A 17,086-nucleotide genomic window follows, 5' to 3' on the forward strand; every position below is an offset into this window, starting at 1 on the left:
CCGCGCCGCGTGAAGTCGAAAGCGCGCGCGCGGCAAAAGACGGCTCCCCTTGACCTGCCCTCTCCCGCGCCGCACAACACCGCCGAACCAAACACGCGTTTGAGGGAGACTTCGGCATGGCGGACATCCGCTTCGACGGCAAGGTGGCGATCGTGACGGGCGCCGGCGGCGGCCTGGGACGGCAGCACGCTCTGGAGCTGGCCCGCCGGGGCGCCAAGGTCGTGGTCAACGACCTGGGCGGCAGCGTCGATGGCTCGGGCGGCTCGTCCGAGGCGGCCCAGAAGGTGGTCGAGGAGATCAAGGCCTTCGGCGGCGAGGCCATCGCCAACGGCTCGTCGGTGACGGATGACACTGGCGTGGCGAACATGGTCAAGCAGGCCATGGACGCCTGGGGCCGCATCGACATCCTGATCGCCAACGCCGGCATCCTGCGCGACAAGACCCTGACCAAGATGGAACTGGCCGACTTCGAGCTGGTCATGCAGGTGCACGTGTTCGGCACCTTCAAGCCGATCAAGGCGGTCTGGGACATCATGAAGGCCCAGAACTACGGCCGCATCGTCGTCACCACCTCGTCGTCGGGCATGTACGGCAATTTCGGCCAGAGCAACTACGGCGCGGCCAAGATGGCGGTGCTGGGTCTGATGAACACCCTCAAGCTCGAGGGGGCCAAGAACGACGTGAAGATCAACGCCATCAGCCCGGTCGCGGCGACGCGCATGACCGAGGGCCTGATGCCGCCGGAAGTGCTGGCCAAGCTGGCCCCGGAATATGTCACGCCGGGCGTCGTCTATCTGTGCTCGGAAGAGGCTCCGACCGGCGCGATCCTGACCGCCGGCGCCGGCGCCTTCGCCCTGTCGCGGATCTATGAGACCGAGGGCGTCTATCTGGGCGAAGGCGGCCTGTCGGCCGAGGAAGTGCGCGACAACTGGGATCAGATCACCGCCGAGGCTGGCCAGAAGGCCTATTTCAACGGCGGCGAGCAGGGCCAGAAGTTCTTCCGCAAGATGGCCGGCGGCTGACCTAACGGAAAGACAAGGGCGCGCCAAACAGCGGCGCTTCGCCAATATTTGACATAACAGCGATTAATACGGGGGCCTCGCGCCCCCGTTTCTTTAACAAAACCGACAAAATTCACGCGAAGGCGAATTTATAGCAACGGTCTTTGAACAGATGCGTTAAACGCGGCGCTCCTCGAGCGTCCGTGGGGCGTTCGACGGGCCTCTTCCTCCCCAAGAAGGTCGCAGTCACATGTCTCTCTCGCGTACCCGCCTCGCCGCCGGCGTCGGCCTGCTGGCGCTCGTCGCCGCCTCCCAGGCCTCCGCTTCGGCCTTCTACCTCCAGGAACAGTCGGTGCGCGGCACCGGTCGCGCCTATTCCGGCGAAGTCGCCGACAAGGGCGTCGCCAGCCTGTGGTGGAACCCCGCCTCGATCGCCGGCATCGACCGCAGCGAGGTCTATCTGGGTCTCAACGGCGTGCTGGTGCAGTCCAAGGTCTCCGACACCGGCTCGACCATCACTCACCCGATCCCCCCGGCGGGCCTGACCACGCCGGTCGGCGGCGCCAACACCGCCCAGAAGCCGATCGAGAACGGCCTGGTGCCGAACCTGTCCGGCGCCTGGAAGGTCAACGACAAGCTGTCGCTGGGCCTGCTGGTCGCCGCGCCCTACAACTTCACCACCAAGTACAACACCGCCAGCTGGACGCGCTATGACGCGCTGAAGTCGCAGCTGCGCACGATCAACATCGACGGCGTGGTCGCCTACAAGGTCAACGACCTGATCGACCTGGGCGTCGGCTTCACGGCGATGCGCGCCAGCGCCGAGCTGACCAACGCCCTGCCCAACATCTCGCCGCTGCAGCCCGACGGCGTCCAGGCCCTGAAGGGCGACAGCTGGGCCTATGGCTACACCGTCGGCGCCCAGCTGCACCCCAGCAAGGCCCTGACGATCGGCGCCAGCTATCGCAGCAAGATCGACCAGAAGCTGAAGGGCGACGTCTCGGTCGCCGGCCTCCTGGCCCCGATCCCGGCCGCCAACAACTTCAACGTCGGCGGTCAGGCCAAGATCACCCTGCCCTGGATCGCCAATGTCGGCGCCCGCTGGGCCGTCAACGACCAGCTGACCCTGAACGGCTCGGTCAGCCGCGTGGGCTGGAGCGAGTTCGACGCCATCCGGATCGCGTTCCCCGGCGCGGCGACGACCGTTCCGCAGAACTACAAGAACGTGACGACCTACGCCGTCGGCCTCGACTACCAGGCCACGCCGAAGCTGACGCTGCGCACCGGCGTCCAGTACGATCCGACCCCGACGCCGGACATCGGCCGCACCGCCCGCGTGCCGGACGGCGACCGCATGATGTACGCCGTCGGCGCCACCTACACGGCCACCGACAACCTGAAGCTCGACGCGGCGATCAGCTACATCAACTTCGACAAGAGCAACATCAACCGCACCGACGTGACGGCCACCGGCTCGACCGTCAACCTGCGCGGCACGGCCGAAGGCTCGGCCGTCGTGCTGTCGACCGGCGCGCGCTTCAGCTTCTAAAGCGAAGCATCACCGACGCGACGAAGCCCGCCCGGAGCGATCCGGGCGGGCTTTTCGCGTTCAGCGGATGGCGTTCCAGAGCGTCCGCGCCGCCTCGACGAAGACCTGGGCCGCCTGGCCCTTGGGCTCGGAGATCACCGCCGGGACGCCCTGGTCGCCGCCCAGGCGGACGGCGATCTCGATCGGGGCGCGGCCCAGCAGCGGCACGCCCAGCCGCTCGGCCTCGGCCACGCCGCCGCCCTCGCCGAAGATCGGGATCGGCGCGCCGGTCGAAGGATCGGCGAAGAAGGCCATGTTCTCGACGAGGCCCAAGATCGGGGTGGCGGTCTTCTCGAACATCGCCGCGGCGCGGCGGGCGTCGATCAGGGCGATCTCCTGCGGGGTCGTCACCAGCACCGCCCCGTCGATCCGCAGCTTCTGCACCAGGGTCAGCTGTACGTCGCCGGTGCCCGGCGGCAGGTCGACGACCAGCACGTCCAGCGGCTGGGCTTCCGAGCCCCAGGCCACGTCGTGGATCATCTGCCGCACCGCCGACGAGGCCATCGGCCCGCGCCAGATCATCGCCTTGCCCTCGTCGACGATAAAGCCGATCGACATCACCTTGACGCCGTGGGCCTCCAGCGGCTGGAGCTTGCCGTCCTCGAACAGCGGATCGCCGTCGACGCCCATCATCCTCGGGGCCGAGGGACCGTAGATGTCGGCGTCCAGCAGGCCGACGCGCAGGCCCAGGCCGGCGAAAGCGACCGCCAGATTGGTGGAAACGGTGGACTTGCCCACCCCGCCCTTTCCCGAGGCCACGGCGATCACGTGGCGGACATGGGCGGGCTTCTCGGCTTCGGGCGGCGGGACCATCCGGGCCTGGGGATCTTCGGAAATCTTGGCGCCCTTGCGCACCCGGGTCGCGCCCTCGGCGGCCTGGGCGGTCAGCACGACCTGGGCGGTTTCGATGCCCGGAAGAGCGGCCAGGGCCTTCTCGGCGGCTTCGCGGATGGGGGCGTAACGGGCCGCCTGACTGGCCGGGACCTCCAGCATGAAGCCGGCGCGGCCGTCGCGAACGACGAGGCCCTGCACGAGGCCGGCGGCCACGAGCCCCCGCCCGCTGACCGGGTCGGCGATTTGGTCCAGCGCCGCGCGGGCGTCGTCGAGGGAAGTGGTCACGGGGCGGCCTCCGGTTCGGGGGCCTGATATCCGCGCGGCCGACAGGATTTACAAGGGCGTAGCGTCCCCCGGTCGCGGAAGACAGATCCGACTAGGCCGGCTCCTCGACGGACGTCTTCAGCAGATCCATCACGTGGTGCAGACTGTCGGCGATGTGCACGCACTTGTCGTGCATCTCCTCGTTCGGATCGAGGATGTCGGGCACCATGATGGTCATCATGCCGGCCGCGTGGGCGGCGCGGACGCCGGGGTGGCTGTCCTCCAGCGCCAGACAGCGGCTGGGATCGACGCCCAGGCGCCGAGCCGCTTCCAGATAGGGGTCCGGGTTGGGCTTGTGCTTCTCGACGTCGTGGTGGGCGACCACCACGTGGAAGCGATGCAGCAGATTGAAACGGCCCAGATAGCGCTCGACGGCGGCGATGCCGTTCGAGGTGGCGATGCCGCGCGGCAGGCCCAGATCGTCCAGATAGTCGAGGATCTCGACCACGCCCGCCTTCAGCCGCGTCTCGGCCTCCAGCAGGTCCTCCACGTCGGCCCAGACGCGCTCGAAATAGGCCTGCACCGGGAAGTCGTCACCGTACAAGGCGCGCATCATCACGGCGCATTCCGGCGTCGTCTTACCGACCATCGCCGCATAGATCTCGCCGGTAAACTGAACGCCGAAGACGTGTCCAGCCTCGATCATCGCGGCGCGATAGACGATCTCGGTGTCCAGCAGCAGGCCGTCCATGTCGAACACGACGCCTTCGACGGTACGCGGAAAACTCAACGGCCCATCTCCACCTTGAAGAATGAGTCGGCCTTGTAGCCTTGGAAGTAAAGCAAGGCGGTCAGGTCCGCGTGGTCGACCTTGGCGTCGGCCTGGGCCGCCACGATCGGCTTGGCGCGGTAGGCGACGCCCAGGCCGGCGGCCTCGATCATCGCCAGGTCGTTGGCGCCGTCGCCGACGGCCAGGGCGTCGGCCGGGGTCAGGCCCAGCGCCGCCGTCTCTTCCCGCAGAGCGGCCAGCTTGGCCTCCTTGCCCAGGATCGGGTCGCCGACCTGACCCGTCAGCGCGCCGTCGGCCTCGATCAGGGTGTTGGCGCGATTCAGGTGGAAGCCCGCCGCCGCCGCCACCCGGCTCGTGAAGAAGGTGAAGCCGCCAGAGACCAGGGCGCAGCGCGCGCCGTGCCGGGCCATGGTGCGGACCAGGATCTCGGCCCCCGGGTTCAACCGGACCCGCTGATCGTAGCAGCGTTGCAGAGCGTCGACGCCGAGGCCCTTCAGCATTCCGACCCGCTCGCGCAGGGCGCCCTCGAAGGCCAACTCGCCGCGCATGGCGCGCTCGGTAATCTCCGAGACCCGATCCTTGACGCCAGCGAAATCGGCCAGCTCGTCCAGGCATTCGACATTGATGATCGTCGAGTCCATGTCGGCGATCAGCAGCCGCTTGCGGCGGTTCTCCGCGGGCTGGATCGCGATGTCGACCGCCAGGTCCGCCAGATCGCCCCGGATCGCCGCCACCTCGCCGTCCTCGACGAAGAAGTCGGCGGCCAGCGGACCCAGGTCGTCGCGACGGCTGGACAGCCTGGCTTCGACGCGCGAAACGGCTTGTGCGTAAGCGTCGGGGTTCGCCCCAACGATGGTGAGGACGGTCGGAATGGTGGAGAGTTCGGACATCGCGCCCCGCATCTGGCTGATCGCGGGCCCGACCGCAAGCGGCAAGTCGGCCCATGCTCTGCAATTGGCCGAATGGACCGGCGCGGAGATCGTCAACGCCGACTCCATGCAGATCTATGCGGGCCTGCGCGTCCTGACCGCCGGCCCCTCCCCCGAGGAAAGGGCCAGAGCGCCGCACCACCTGTTCGAGGTCGCCGACGCCGCCGATGGCTGGTCGGTCGGCCGCTGGCTGGAAGCGGCGACCCAAGCGATCGCCGAGATCGAGGCGCGCGGCAATCCCGTCATCGTGGTCGGCGGCACGGGCCTCTATTTCCGCGCCCTGACCCATGGCCTGGCGGACGTGCCGCCGGTGCCCGAGACCCAGCGCGAGATTTCCGGCCTGCTCTACGCGGCGCGGGGCGAGGCGGAGTTCCGCGAGATCCTCAAGCCCCTCGACCCCGAAGCCGAGGCCCGCATCGAGGTCGGCGACCGCCAACGCCTGGTGCGCGCCCACGCGGTGGCGATGGCTACAGGCAAGTCCCTGACCTCGTGGCAGACCGACACCAAGCCGGCGCTGCGGCCGGGCTCCTGGGAAGGCCGCGTTCTGGATCCGCCCCGCGCCGAGCTCTACGCCCGCTGCGACGCCCGGCTGTCGGCCATGGTCGAGCAAGGCGCGTTGGACGAGGTGCGCGCCATGGAAGCGCGGGGGCTGGATCCGTCCCTGCCCGCCCTCAAGGCCGTCGGCTATCGCGAGTTCGCGGCCCACCTGCGCGGCGAGACCACGCTGGAACAGGCCCTGGACGCGGCGCGGCAGGAAACCCGCCGCTACGCCAAGCGGCAGTTGACCTGGTTCCGCAACCAGACGCCCGACTGGCCCAGGCTCTCGGGCGAAAGCGTCAGCGCTCCGTGACGGTCGCGCCTGTCCCCGTCAGCTGCGGCTTGACCGCCAGCCGGTAGTCCTCGTCCAGCGTCTGATCCTTGACGCGGTCGAGGGCCGCGATGGCCCGCTCCTGGGCGGCGGCGATCGGCTTGGCCGAGAGATCGCAGACCGCGCCCGCCGGCAGATCCTCCTGTCCGCGCTCGGTGACCGTCAGCGGCTTGGTCATGGCTTCGGTGCAGCCCAGAAGGCCCGTGATCGAATAGAAGCAGATGTCGCGCTGCAGATAGGACTCGACCGTCCAGGCGCAGGGTATGGCCGAGACAGTCACACCTTCAGGCGCCGTGGCGACCGGACCAGGCTTGGCGGCGACGCGCAGGAAGATCTGCTGGTGGACCACCACCGCCTCCCGCTTGGCGGCCTTGACCAGCAGCAGTTGCCGAGCCTTCTGCGAGACCGGCGCCATGCGCAGCAATTGCGGGGGCTGAGGCGCGGCAGCGGTCGCGGCCGGGGGCGTAGCGGCTTGCATCGGAAACACGAAGACCTCCAGGTTGAGCTTGACCATGTGCGCACGTTGACGCCGATCTGACGAGATGCCCGCTGGACGAAAAGATCGCGGCGGGGGATGTCGAATTCCGCAAAGAGGAGCAGCCCATGTCCGTGATCGAAGAAGTCGCCGCGCTGCTGAAGGCCCGGGGCGAGACCATCGCGGTGGCCGAGTCCTCGGCCGGCGGCCTGATCTCGGCGGCGCTCCTGAGCCAGGGCGGCGCCTCGGCCTATTATCGCGGCGGGGCCATCGTCTACACGCCCAAGGCGCGCGCGGCGCTGATGGGGCTTTCGCGTGAGGACATGGGCCAGATGCGCTCGGCCAGCGAACCGTATGCGCGGTTCATGGCCACCCACGCGCGCCAGCGGATGAACGCCACCTGGGGTCTCGCCGAGACCGGCGCCGCGGGACCGTCTGGCAACGCCTACGGCGACGCGGCCGGCCATTGCTGCCTGGCGGTGTCGGGTCCGGTGGACCTGAGCCTGGTCATCGAGACCGGCCACGGCGATCGGGCCGCCAACATGGAAACCTTCCGCGACACGGCGCTGAAGCTGCTGCTGGACGCCCTGCGCGCGGCCTGATCCCGGCCAGAAAATCACGCGCTCGGGGGCCAAGCCGGCGCGGCCTTGCCACAAGGGAGGCGCGACGGGAGAAAACCTGCCCCTCGGCATGGCGGTTTCCGGTCAGGTCACGCCCCTCGGGAAAGGCAGAACCTTGCGGCAATCAGCGCCTTGACGCTCTGTCAGGCGCATGTCATGACCCTTTCCGTAGCTTTGGAGCAAGACTCGTGCGCAAAACCATGACCGTACTTATGGAGCGACCGTTCGCGGGGTGACCTCGAAGTCACGTCGTAGCTCGGTCGCGCGCGCAAAGGTCCTTCGGGACCTTTTTTCTTTTCCGCCTACCTTCAATCCCGCTTCCCCACGGATCGCCCCATGACCGCCCACCAGACCATCGAGAGCAAGGCTCCCGCCGAAACCACCGATCGCGCCATGACCGGCGCCGAGATCGTGGTTCGCGGCCTCGTGGATCAGGGCGTCGAGGTTCTATTCGGCTATCCGGGCGGGGCGGTCCTGCCGATCTATGACGCCCTGTTCCATGAGCCGCGCCTGCGGCACATCCTGGTCCGCCACGAGCAAGGCGCCACCCACGCGGCCGAGGGCTACGCCCGCAGCTCGGGCAAGCCGGGCGTTGTCCTGGTCACCTCGGGCCCCGGCGCGACCAACGCCATCACCGGCATCATGGACGCCCTGATGGACTCGATCCCCATGGTCGTCATCACCGGCCAGGTCCCCACCCACCTGATCGGCACCGACGCCTTCCAGGAGGCCGATACGGTCGGCATGACCCGCTCGTGCACCAAGCACAACTATCTGGTCAAAGACGTCCGCGACCTGCCGCAGATCATCCACGAGGCCTTCAAGATCGCCACCACCGGCCGTCCCGGCCCGGTGCTGATCGACATTCCCAAGGACGTCCAGTTCGCCAAGGGCGAATATCTGGGCCCGGAGGAGGTCAAGTCGACCCACGCCTACGCGCCGCGGATCAAGGGCGACGCGGGCCGGATCGCCGAGGCGGTCAAGCTCATCGCCAATGCGCGCCGCCCGATCTTCTATACCGGCGGCGGCGTGATCAACGCCGGCCCCAAAGCCAGCGCGGCGCTGCGCGAATTCGCGACCCTGACCGGCGCGCCGGTCACCTCGACCCTGATGGGCCTGGGCGCCTTCCCGGCCGCCGATCCGGCCTGGCTGGGCATGTTGGGGATGCACGGCACGTTCGAGGCCAACAACGCCATGCATGACTGTGACGTCATGGTCTGCGTCGGCGCCCGCTTCGACGACCGCGTCACGGGCCGCCTCGACGCCTTCTCGCCGGGATCGAAGAAGATCCACATCGATATCGATCCGTCGTCGATCAACAAGAACGTTCGGGTCGACCTGCCGATCGTCGGCGACGCGGCTTCGGTCCTCGAGGACCTGATCGCCGCCTGGAAGGCCGCGAACCTGTCGCCGAACAAGGCCGCCCTGACCGACTGGTGGGCCCAGATCGACCAGTGGCGCGCCCGCGAGTGCCTGAAGTACCGGGCCTCGGACTCGGTCATCAAGCCGCAGTACGCGATCGAGCGCCTGTACGAGCTGACCAAGGACAAGGACGTCTACATCACGACCGAGGTCGGCCAGCACCAGATGTGGGCCGCGCAGTTCTTCCGGTTCGAGGAGCCGAACCGCTGGATGACCTCCGGCGGCCTGGGCACCATGGGCTATGGCCTGCCCGCGGCCCTGGGCGCGCAGCTGGCCCATCCGAAAAGCCTGGTCGTCGACATCGCCGGCGAAGCCTCGATCCAGATGTGCATCCAGGAGCTGTCGACCGCGATCCAGTTCGATCTGCCGGTCAAGATCTTCATCCTGAACAACGAGTGGATGGGCATGGTGCGCCAGTGGCAGCAGCTGCTGCATGGCGAACGCTACAGCCACTCCTATTCCGACAGCCTGCCCGACTTCGTGAAGCTGGCCGAGGCCTATGGCGCCCACGGCATCCGCTGCTCGGAGCCGGCCGAGCTGGATGACAAGATCCTGGAGATGATCAACAGCGACAAGGTCGTGATCTTCGACTGCCGCGTCGAGAAGCACGAGAACTGCCTGCCGATGATCCCCTCGGGCAAGGCCCACAACGAGATGATCATGGGCGAGGTCGAGGATATCGGAAACGTCATCGGCGAGGCCGGCGCGGGGCTGGTTTAAGGCGCGGCACGGGTTAGAAACGACACATGACCAGCAACATCCAACCCGCCCCCGCCTCGGCCTACGACCTTAGCCCCACGGGCGAGCCGGAACAGTCCGCGACCTTCGCCCTGCTCGTCGACAACGAACCGGGCGTACTGCACCGTGTCGTCGGCCTGTTCGCCGCGCGCGGCTACAATATCGAGAGCCTCACGGTCGCCGAGACCGATCGCAACGCCCACACCAGCCGCATCACGGTGGTGACGCGCGGCACGCGCCAGGTGCTGGATCAGATCGAGGCCCAGCTGAACAAGGTCGTCAATGTCCGCCGCGTGCACGACGTGACCCGCGATCCGAACGGCGTCGAACGCGAACTGGCCCTGGTCAAGGTGCGCGGGCAGGGAGTCGACCGCGTCGAGGCCCTGCGCATCGCCGAGATCTTCCGCGCCAAGCCGGTCGACACCACGCTGGAGAGCTTCGTGTTCGAGATTTCGGGCGCGCCGTCCAAGATCGACAAGTTCCTGGACCTGATGCGCCCGCTGGGCCTGGTGGAACTTTCCCGCACCGGCGTCCTTTCCATCGAGCGGGGCGTCGAGGGCATGTAGCGGAGGCGCGAGATGAGTAGCCTGGCGGGACTTATGGCCGGGCTGACGCTCGCCGCATCTCAACAGGCGCCCTCGCCGCCCCCCGATCCGTCGGCCTGGTGGACGCCGGAAACACCACGTCCGAAGCCCGAGCAGGACCCGCTGGGCGGCCGACGCCTGGGCCGGGCCGAACAGCCAGTCCCGATCGACAACGGCGTCGAGCCCCTGCTCTATCGGCTTTGGGGCTTGCAGCCCCTGCAGAGCCAAATCGTCCGGCGCGGCGAGGTCGTGCTCGAGGTCTGGATTCGCCCGGCGCGCGGCGTCCGTCAGGCCGTGATCCGCGTCACCCGACGCCGCGACGGCCGCGCCTTCGTGCAGGCGCGCGCGGGGCTTGGCTGCTGCACGCCCGAGATCGGCCGCCGGGTCGACATCGACGCGGAGCTGGCCGAGCCCCAGGTCGCGCTCCTCGGCGCCGTCCTTGCCGATCCGGCCTGGAGCCAGCCGCGCGCGGTGATCGTCGACTATGGCGGCGGCGCGGCGGCCGCCCTGTGCGTCGACGGCGTTTCCTGGGACGTCACCCTGCTGGTCCCCGGCCAGGCCAGGCACCTGCGTCGCGCCTGCGACGACGCCGAGGTCGGCTCGATCGCGCCCATCCTGTCCGCGGCGGTCGGCGCCGCGGCCGGCCGCGATCCGCGCTTCGACGCGGCCTTGCCGCCCGGCGGGGACTTTTCGCGGCAGGCCGCGGCCTATCAGTCGCTGATCCGATCCGGCGGACGCTTGATCCCCGGCGAGCACAATCGCCCGCAGCCGGCGTCGGTCCCGATCGGCCCGGACGGCGACGCCGACGCCCTCAGGCCTCCGCCATCTGTTCCGGCTGCTCCCGCAACCGCGCCACGTCCCTGAGCGGCGGCGCGCCGAACAGGCGTGCGTATTCGCGGCTGAACTGCGAGGGGCTGTCGTAGCCGACCGTATGGCCGGCCGTGGCCGCGTCCAGGCGCTGAACCAGGATCAGCCGGCGCGCCTCCTGCAGGCGGAGCTGCTTCTGGTACTGCAGAGGCGACAAAGAGGTCACCGCCTTGAAATGCTGGTGCAGAGCCGAGGTGCTCATCCGCGCCTCCTCCGCCAGGACTTCGATACTGAAGGGCTGGTCGAAGTTCTTGCGGATCCAGCCGATGGCGCGATTGATCTGGCGCAGGCGACCGTCGCGGCGGGCGATCTGGGCCAGGCGCGGGCCCTGTGGGCCGGTCAGCAGGCGGTAGAGAATCTCGCGCTCGATCAGCGGGGCCATGATCGCCACATCCTCGGGGGTGTCGAGCAGGCTGACCATCCGGCAGACGGCGTCGAACAATTGCGGCGTCATCGCGCCCACCGACATGCCGCCGACCAGCGGTGCGGCGGCGTCAAGGCGCGCGGCCAAGCCGCTTTCCATGATCATCTCGCTGATCAGGTTGGCGTCCAGGACGATGCGGAAGCTGAGATAGGGCTGCTCGGGCGAGGCCTCGATCACCTGGCCGGTCACCGGCACGTCGATCGACGACAGGAAGAAGTTGCGCTCGTCATACTCGTGGGCGGCGTCGCCGACGATGACACGCTTGCGGCCTTGCGCCAGCACACAGAAGGCCGGGTCGTGCAGGGCGTGCGATGGCTCGCTGGGCGCGTGCAGGCGGTATAGGTTTACCCTGGGGCAGCAAGTATCGACCGGGCCTTCGCCCGGCGCGAATCGTTCAATCAAGGCCGCCAGCGCCTCGCGCGTGCTCATCGAATTTTCCTTCTCGGCGCGGGATTAGTTGTAAGCCTTGCACGATCCTCCGTCACGCGACCGCGTTCGCTTCCGGAGGATCGTGCAATCATGGCGGAGCATCGGTCTACCGCCTGGACCGGCGAGCGGTCATAGTGACCTCATTCCGCACCCCGACGCGGCAAACCCCAAAATTCGAGCTCGTGATGAGACGCAACGCGCCCCGTGGCGGCGCGACGGCTCCGCGTTGGTTCGTCGCCGCCCTGCTGGGCGGGGCGGCCGCGCTGACCGCCGCGAGCGCCGTGCTCCCGCTCCCGCATACGCCCGTCCAGACCGCCTGGAGCCCCGCCCGATGATGATCAACGCACCCGTGCTGCCCCACATTCCCGTCTCCGGCGTCTGGACCTCGCCGGACGGCCATATCTGCCTCGAACTGCGCGCCGACGGTCGCTTCGTCGAAACCCGCGAAGGCCTCCCGGAGGTCTTCACCGGCGTCTACGTTCTGGTGGGCGAGACCCTGAAGCTGTTCGAGGATCACGGCGCCGTCGTCAGCGGCAAGCTGTCCAACGGTCGCCTAAGCCTGGGGATCGTCGAGCGTCCGGCCTTCCATGCCGACCGCGAAGCCCCTATATTGTGATCGTCCGGCTTCGGCCGAACTATGGGGATAAACGCGCACGTAATAAGCGGACTGGACCCGGGTGCGATTCCCGGCGGCTCCACCAATCTCTCCCAAGTTATCATGGGACCGTATGGGGCCGATCAGCATCGACAGACGTGTAAAGGTGTAGCTTTCTCTCGGCCTGACCCACCGTTTCGGGTCTTTATCTAAATGCGAACGATAACTTCGCTGAAGAGTTCGCCGTCGCCGCGTAATGCGGCGCCGTTGAATTCGCCTCTTAAGTCCTAGGGGTTCAGATCCCTAGGCGGGGCCCGGAGGGAGCCTGCCAACAGAATCCCTCCACTTTCCACGACATCGCCGAGGCTCCCTCCTCTTTTTTGTTTGGGGGAATGGGGGAGCCTGCCAACAGAATCCCTCCACTTTCCAGGACATCGCCGAGGCTCCCTCCTCTTTTTTGTTTGGGGGAATGGGGGAGCCCGCCAACAGAATCCCTCCACTTTCCACGACATCGCCGAGGCTCCCTCCTCTTTTTCGCTGAAGGAACGCGGGAGAAGACGGCGGGACCGGATTCGACCGTCACACGGCTTTGCGACACGCCGTCGACAGGTTACGCTCGCGCTCCCTTTCGTTCGAAGTACCGACTCTCAAAGCGCATGTCCCAGACCCCACCGCCCGAAGACCTCATGCAGTACGAGGCCATGGCCCAGGACGCCCTGCGCGGCGTGGTCAAGGCGGCCTTGAAGAAGGCCGCCGCGCCCGGCGGCCTGCCCGAACCGCATCACCTCTACATCACCTTCAAGACCAAGGCGGCCGGCGTCTCGGGTCCGCAGGATCTGTTGAGCAAGTACCCGGACGAGATGACGATCGTCCTGCAGCATCAGTACTGGGACCTGGCGCCGGGCGAGACCTTCTTCTCGGTGACGCTGAAGTTCGGCGGCCAGCCCAAGCGCCTGTCGGTGCCCTACGCGGCCGTGACGCGCTTCTACGATCCTTCGGTGCAGTTCGCCCTGCAGTTCGCGCCGCCGGAAATCGTCGAGGACGAGCCCGAGCCGGAACCCGAGGCCGAAGCCAAACCGGCGGTCCCGGCCGGCGAGGAAGGTCCGAAAATCGTCTCGCTGGACCAGTTCCGCAAGAAATGAGCGACGTCGCCGCCGACGAGCCTCAGAGCCTGACGGACGAGGCGATCCTCGCCCGGTTCCGCGCGTCCAAGAACCAGCCGACCGGATCCCAGACCCTGGGCTTCGAACTGTTGGCCGTTCGCCAGGCCGACCGCGAGGTCGAGGTGGCCTTCACGGCGCGGGCGGAACTGCTCTGCAATCCCATGGGCCAGATCCAGGGCGGCTATGTCTGCGCCATGCTGGACGAGGCCATGTCGGTGGCCGGCATGATCACCTCGGGCATGACCCACGTCGTGCCGACGCTGGAAATGAAGACCAGCTTCCTGCGGCCGGCCATGCCCGGACGGCTGCGCGGCGTTGGCCGCGTGGTGAAGTGGGGCCGCACGATCTGCTTCACCGAGGGCGAACTCTACGACGCCGAGAATCGCCTGGTGGCCAAGGCCAGCGGCACGGCCATGCCCACGCCGTTCGCCAAGTTCAAGAAGCCCTGACGGCCATGCGCGGCGCGGCGGCGGTCATCGGACTTCTGGCGCTTCTGATCTTCTCGCCGGCGGCCAGGGCGAGCCCGTTCTCGAACTGGACGGCCGTCGTGGTGGCTGGCGACGCCCACGCCCATTCCGGCGGGCCGACCGAGGCCTTCGACAACGCCCGGCGAGACGTTTCCAAGACCCTGGTCGCGCTGGGTTTCGACAAGGCGGACATCCAGCAGTTTTCGACGCACCCCAAGCGCTATCCCGCCGACGCGCCCGGCCGGTCGGACGCCGAGGCCATCTATCAGGCCCTGCGCACCAAGGCCCAGACCGCCAAGGCGGGCTGTCTCTTCTACCTCAGCTCGCACGGCGGACCCGAAGGGGCGATTCTCGGCCAGGAGTTGCTGCGTCCGCAACGCTTGGCGGCTATGCTGAATGACGCCTGTCCCGATCGTCCCTCCATCGTGGTGATCTCCGCCTGTTTTTCGGGCGTCTTCATTCCGCCGTTGCAGCGCGGCGACCGCCTGATCCTCACCGCCGCCCGCCCCGACCGCGCGTCGTTCGGCTGCGGCGAGAGCGATCGATATCCCTATTTCGACGATTGCTTCCTGGCCTCGGCCTCCCAGGCGCACGACTTCGCGGCCCTCGGAACAGCCACCCAGGCCTGCGTGGCGCGCAAGGAGACGGAGACCGGCGCCGAGCCCGCCTCCGAGCCGCAGATGTGGATCGGCCCCGCCTTGCGCCCGCTGCTTCCGCTGTATGGGTTCAATCACGCCCCACCGAAAACCCCTTAGGCGGCGATCGGGTTTGACCCTGGCGATCAGCACGCTACACAAACCCTAGAAGTTTCCGCTTCACCCAGGGGACATCGTTGACGTCGCGCGTTTCGCCCGCGGCCGCCCTCGCGGCGGCCTTCATGGCTATTTGGTCGGCCCTTGGATCGGACGCGCGGGCGCAGGAGGCCACACCGCCCGCCACCGCCGCGCCGGCGGCTGCTGGACCGACCGGAGGCCCCCGTCCCTACACGAGCCTGCGTCCGCACCGTCTTCGCCCTCGCCCCGCAACGGTGAAGGCGGCGAACCCGGCTGTCGCCCCAGCCGCGCCGACGCCGCAGCCCGCACGTCCGGCCGCGCCGCCCGCCCAGCTCGCGCCCGCCGCCCCGCCGCCGGCTTCGGCCGCCGTCACGCCCCTGCCCCGTCCGGAGTTGGAAGCCTTCGTCGACGGCGTCGTGCGCCGCGCCATGGATCGCGACCACATCGCCGGCGTCACCGTCTCGGTGGTCCAGAACGGCCAGGTGGTGCTCAAGAAGGGCTACGGTTTCTCGAACCTGGCCAACCGCAAGCCGGTCGATCCGGACAAGACGCTGTTCCGCGTCGGGTCGATCTCGAAGACCTTCACCTGGATCGCGGTGATGAACGAGATCGAGTCGGGCCACATGCGCCTGGACGGCCCGGTGAACCTCTACCTGCCCGAGCCGCTGCAGGTGAAGGACCAGGGCAAGAAGACCCAGGTTCGCCTCAAGGACCTGATGACCCACACCAGCGGTTTCGAGGACCGCGCGCTGGGCCAGCTCTTCGAACGCGATCCGAACCGCGTGCGGACCCTGAACGACTACCTGCGTCAGGAGCGACCGCGCCGGGTGCGCGAGCCTGGCCTGCTGCCCAGCTATTCGAACTATGGCGCGGCCCTGGCCGGCGCGGCCCTGTCGAACGTGGTCGGCAAGCCCTATGAGCAGCTGATCAGCGAGGAGATCATCCTTCCGGCCGGCATGGGCCACACGACGTTCCGCGAGGCGCGTCCGTGGCGGGATGGCCTGCCCGCGCCGATGGCCAACGCCCTGGCCGCCGACCTGTCCGACGGCTATTCGTGGACGCCGATGGGCTGGAAGGTCCGGCCTCGCGAATTCATGGGCCAGGTGGCGCCCGCCGCCTCCGCCTCCAGCACCGCGGGCGACATGGCCCGCTACATGACGCTGCTGCTGAACGGCGGGACGATCGATGGCAAGACGATCTTCTCGCCAAAGACGGCCCAGGCCTTCCGCACCCCGATGTACCGGCCCACGCCCGAGGCCGCCGGCTGGAACGCCGGCTTCCAGGACATCCCCCTTCCCGGCGGCCGGCGTGGTTTCGGCCATGCGGGCGCGACGCTGTATTTCCTCTCCAACCTGGTGATCGCGCCCGATCTGGGCCTCGGCGTCTTCGTCTCGGTGAACACCGACAGCGGCGCCAACCTGCCCGCCACCTTGCCGGCCACCATCGTCGAGCACTTCTACAGCCCCGCCCCGGCCGTGCCGCCGGTCAGCGCGCTCAGCTATGACGAGGCGCGGGTCTATGAGGGCGAATACCTGACGACCCGCCGCGCCTACACCGGACTGGAAGCCTTCGCCGGCCGCCTGACCGGCCGCGCCACGGTGCGCGCCACGCCCGACGGCCGGCTGACCGTCACCGAGGGCGGGACCAGCACGCTATGGAACGGCACCAGCCATCCGGGCGTGTTCAAGGCCGTCGACGGCCCGCTGCTGCTGAACTTCGACGTCAACGGCGACCATCCGTCCCGCTTCTACGCCGCGCGCGGAACCGCGACCTATGAGCGGATCGGCTTTTTCCGGTCGATCGGCCTGCTGATCTGGACGGCGGTGCTGGGCCTGCTGGCCAGCCTGGGCGCGATCCTGGGCATCTTCATCCGCAACCGCCGGGAGGCGCGCCAGACGCCCATCCAGGCCAGCGCCAGCCAGATGCAGACCATGCAGTCGGTGCTTTGGCTGATCTCCGCCGGCTGCATGGCCGTGTTCGGCGCCAAGGCCTCCGACCAGACGACCGTTTTCTTCGGCTGGCCCAGCGGTTGGCTGCTGAGCGGCTCGGCCTGCGCCCTGGTGGCGTCGGTGCTGAGCGTCCTGACCCTGGGCGCCCTGCCCATGGTCTGGCGCGGCGGTCGCCGGGTCGACAGCTGGAACGGCGGTCGCAAGGCGGCCTTTACCTATACGGCCATCCTGCACGTCTTCCTGGCGGTGCTGCTGGGCCTGTGGGGCTACCTGCTGCCGTGGAGCCGCCCGCTCTTCTGATACGGC

The 17,086-nt window shown here is 68.3% G+C and carries 19 protein-coding genes and 1 other RNA gene; 15 read left to right on the forward strand and 5 right to left on the reverse strand.

Annotated features, from left to right (window positions below; translation table 11 throughout):
* The first annotated feature begins 116 nt into the window (after positions 1 to 116).
* Together OR37_RS19215 and OR37_RS19220 are read left to right on the forward strand one after the other, a co-directional pair.
* Complete coding sequence (locus OR37_RS19215; protein ID WP_004624114.1) at positions 117 to 1,022, forward strand: SDR family NAD(P)-dependent oxidoreductase; 906 nt, start codon at positions 117 to 119, stop codon at positions 1,020 to 1,022.
* A gap of 229 nt (positions 1,023 to 1,251) precedes the next feature.
* Positions 1,252 to 2,550: an outer membrane protein transport protein gene (locus OR37_RS19220; RefSeq protein ID WP_004624117.1), complete on the forward strand. Its 1,299-nt coding sequence runs from the start codon at positions 1,252 to 1,254 to the stop codon at positions 2,548 to 2,550.
* Between the two features lie 60 nt (positions 2,551 to 2,610).
* Here the strand turns inward: OR37_RS19220 and OR37_RS19225 are convergent, their stop codons facing one another.
* From OR37_RS19225 to serB, 3 genes are all read right to left on the reverse strand, one after another.
* Positions 2,611 to 3,708, reverse strand: a complete 1,098-nt coding sequence (locus tag OR37_RS19225) for an Mrp/NBP35 family ATP-binding protein (RefSeq protein ID WP_004624118.1) — start codon at positions 3,706 to 3,708, stop codon at positions 2,611 to 2,613.
* A 91-nt stretch (positions 3,709 to 3,799) separates the two neighbouring features.
* Complete coding sequence (locus tag OR37_RS19230) at positions 3,800 to 4,477, reverse strand: HAD family hydrolase (protein WP_004624120.1); 678 nt, start codon at positions 4,475 to 4,477, stop codon at positions 3,800 to 3,802.
* On the reverse strand, positions 4,474 to 5,367 hold the full coding sequence (serB, locus tag OR37_RS19235; protein ID WP_035017740.1) for a phosphoserine phosphatase SerB: 894 nt from the start codon (positions 5,365 to 5,367) through the stop codon (positions 4,474 to 4,476). Before serB ends, OR37_RS19230 begins: the two co-directional genes overlap by 4 nt.
* Between serB and miaA the strand changes: the two genes are divergently transcribed.
* A complete protein-coding gene (miaA, locus tag OR37_RS19240; protein WP_004624123.1) occupies positions 5,348 to 6,256 on the forward strand; it encodes a tRNA (adenosine(37)-N6)-dimethylallyltransferase MiaA in 909 nt (302 codons plus the stop codon). The genes serB and miaA overlap by 20 nt on opposite strands.
* Here the strand turns inward: miaA and OR37_RS19245 are convergent.
* Positions 6,243 to 6,788, reverse strand: coding sequence for a hypothetical protein (locus tag OR37_RS19245; RefSeq protein WP_004624125.1), 546 nt, complete (start codon positions 6,786 to 6,788; stop codon positions 6,243 to 6,245). The two genes, miaA and OR37_RS19245, sit on opposite strands and share 14 nt — an antisense overlap.
* A gap of 89 nt (positions 6,789 to 6,877) precedes the next feature.
* On the opposite strand from OR37_RS19245, the gene OR37_RS19250 reads away from it, so the two are divergent.
* From OR37_RS19250 to OR37_RS19265, 5 genes are all read left to right on the forward strand, one after another.
* Positions 6,878 to 7,351, forward strand: coding sequence for a CinA family protein (locus OR37_RS19250; RefSeq protein ID WP_004624127.1), 474 nt, complete (start codon positions 6,878 to 6,880; stop codon positions 7,349 to 7,351).
* A 206-nt stretch (positions 7,352 to 7,557) separates the two neighbouring features.
* Positions 7,558 to 7,605, forward strand: a complete 48-nt coding sequence (locus OR37_RS22015) for a hypothetical protein (RefSeq protein ID WP_175582080.1) — start codon at positions 7,558 to 7,560, stop codon at positions 7,603 to 7,605.
* Between the two features lie 100 nt (positions 7,606 to 7,705).
* Positions 7,706 to 9,511: an acetolactate synthase 3 large subunit gene (locus OR37_RS19255; RefSeq protein WP_004624129.1), complete on the forward strand. Its 1,806-nt coding sequence runs from the start codon at positions 7,706 to 7,708 to the stop codon at positions 9,509 to 9,511.
* A gap of 26 nt (positions 9,512 to 9,537) precedes the next feature.
* On the forward strand, positions 9,538 to 10,095 hold the full coding sequence (ilvN, locus tag OR37_RS19260; RefSeq protein ID WP_004624131.1) for an acetolactate synthase small subunit: 558 nt from the start codon (positions 9,538 to 9,540) through the stop codon (positions 10,093 to 10,095).
* Positions 10,096 to 10,107: 12 nt separating this feature from the next.
* Positions 10,108 to 10,977: a hypothetical protein gene (locus tag OR37_RS19265; RefSeq protein WP_004624134.1), complete on the forward strand. Its 870-nt coding sequence runs from the start codon at positions 10,108 to 10,110 to the stop codon at positions 10,975 to 10,977.
* Here the strand turns inward: OR37_RS19265 and OR37_RS19270 are convergent.
* Positions 10,925 to 11,833, reverse strand: coding sequence for an AraC family transcriptional regulator (locus OR37_RS19270; RefSeq protein WP_004624136.1), 909 nt, complete (start codon positions 11,831 to 11,833; stop codon positions 10,925 to 10,927). The genes OR37_RS19265 and OR37_RS19270 overlap by 53 nt on opposite strands.
* 185 nt (positions 11,834 to 12,018) lie before the next feature.
* On the opposite strand from OR37_RS19270, the gene OR37_RS21940 reads away from it, so the two are divergent.
* From OR37_RS21940 to OR37_RS19295, 7 genes are all read left to right on the forward strand, one after another.
* Positions 12,019 to 12,168 (forward strand): hypothetical protein, encoded by a 150-nt coding sequence (locus tag OR37_RS21940; RefSeq protein WP_004624138.1) that lies wholly within the window; start codon positions 12,019 to 12,021, stop codon positions 12,166 to 12,168.
* Complete coding sequence (locus OR37_RS21555; protein ID WP_165570634.1) at positions 12,165 to 12,449, forward strand: Atu4866 domain-containing protein; 285 nt, start codon at positions 12,165 to 12,167, stop codon at positions 12,447 to 12,449. Before OR37_RS21940 ends, OR37_RS21555 begins: the two co-directional genes overlap by 4 nt.
* Positions 12,413 to 12,775: a transfer-messenger RNA gene (ssrA, locus tag OR37_RS21215) on the forward strand. Before OR37_RS21555 ends, ssrA begins: the two co-directional genes overlap by 37 nt.
* Positions 12,776 to 13,084: 309 nt before the next feature.
* Positions 13,085 to 13,570 carry an SspB family protein gene (locus OR37_RS19280; protein WP_035017741.1) on the forward strand — a complete coding sequence of 162 codons (486 nt, stop codon included), beginning with the start codon at positions 13,085 to 13,087 and terminating at the stop codon, positions 13,568 to 13,570.
* A complete protein-coding gene (locus tag OR37_RS19285; protein WP_004624141.1) occupies positions 13,567 to 14,040 on the forward strand; it encodes a PaaI family thioesterase in 474 nt (157 codons plus the stop codon). The genes OR37_RS19280 and OR37_RS19285 overlap by 4 nt, the downstream gene beginning before the upstream one ends.
* 5 nt (positions 14,041 to 14,045) lie before the next feature.
* Complete coding sequence (locus OR37_RS19290) at positions 14,046 to 14,813, forward strand: C13 family peptidase (RefSeq protein ID WP_004624144.1); 768 nt, start codon at positions 14,046 to 14,048, stop codon at positions 14,811 to 14,813.
* A 77-nt stretch (positions 14,814 to 14,890) separates the two neighbouring features.
* Positions 14,891 to 17,080: a serine hydrolase domain-containing protein gene (locus OR37_RS19295; protein ID WP_035017743.1), complete on the forward strand. Its 2,190-nt coding sequence runs from the start codon at positions 14,891 to 14,893 to the stop codon at positions 17,078 to 17,080.
* The last annotated feature ends 6 nt before the right edge of the window (positions 17,081 to 17,086 follow it).

Source organism: Caulobacter vibrioides OR37, assembly GCF_000372645.1.
GTDB lineage: Bacteria > Pseudomonadota > Alphaproteobacteria > Caulobacterales > Caulobacteraceae > Caulobacter > Caulobacter vibrioides_E.

Coding starts and splice junctions, on each gene's coding strand:
- OR37_RS19245 (WP_004624125.1), bottom strand. CDS start 6,788: ATGGTCAAGCTCAACCTGGAGGTCTTCGTGTTTCCGATGCAAGCCGCT.
- OR37_RS19220 (WP_004624117.1), top strand. CDS start 1,252: ATGTCTCTCTCGCGTACCCGCCTCGCCGCCGGCGTCGGCCTGCTGGCG.
- OR37_RS21940 (WP_004624138.1), top strand. CDS start 12,019: ATGAGACGCAACGCGCCCCGTGGCGGCGCGACGGCTCCGCGTTGGTTC.
- OR37_RS19290 (WP_004624144.1), top strand. CDS start 14,046: ATGCGCGGCGCGGCGGCGGTCATCGGACTTCTGGCGCTTCTGATCTTC.
- ilvN (WP_004624131.1), top strand. CDS start 9,538: ATGACCAGCAACATCCAACCCGCCCCCGCCTCGGCCTACGACCTTAGC.
- OR37_RS19280 (WP_035017741.1), top strand. CDS start 13,085: ATGTCCCAGACCCCACCGCCCGAAGACCTCATGCAGTACGAGGCCATG.
- OR37_RS19215 (WP_004624114.1), top strand. CDS start 117: ATGGCGGACATCCGCTTCGACGGCAAGGTGGCGATCGTGACGGGCGCC.
- OR37_RS19255 (WP_004624129.1), top strand. CDS start 7,706: ATGACCGCCCACCAGACCATCGAGAGCAAGGCTCCCGCCGAAACCACC.
- OR37_RS19265 (WP_004624134.1), top strand. CDS start 10,108: ATGAGTAGCCTGGCGGGACTTATGGCCGGGCTGACGCTCGCCGCATCT.
- serB (WP_035017740.1), bottom strand. CDS start 5,367: ATGTCCGAACTCTCCACCATTCCGACCGTCCTCACCATCGTTGGGGCG.
- OR37_RS19285 (WP_004624141.1), top strand. CDS start 13,567: ATGAGCGACGTCGCCGCCGACGAGCCTCAGAGCCTGACGGACGAGGCG.
- OR37_RS19270 (WP_004624136.1), bottom strand. CDS start 11,833: ATGAGCACGCGCGAGGCGCTGGCGGCCTTGATTGAACGATTCGCGCCG.
- OR37_RS19250 (WP_004624127.1), top strand. CDS start 6,878: ATGTCCGTGATCGAAGAAGTCGCCGCGCTGCTGAAGGCCCGGGGCGAG.
- OR37_RS21555 (WP_165570634.1), top strand. CDS start 12,165: ATGATGATCAACGCACCCGTGCTGCCCCACATTCCCGTCTCCGGCGTC.
- miaA (WP_004624123.1), top strand. CDS start 5,348: ATGGTGGAGAGTTCGGACATCGCGCCCCGCATCTGGCTGATCGCGGGC.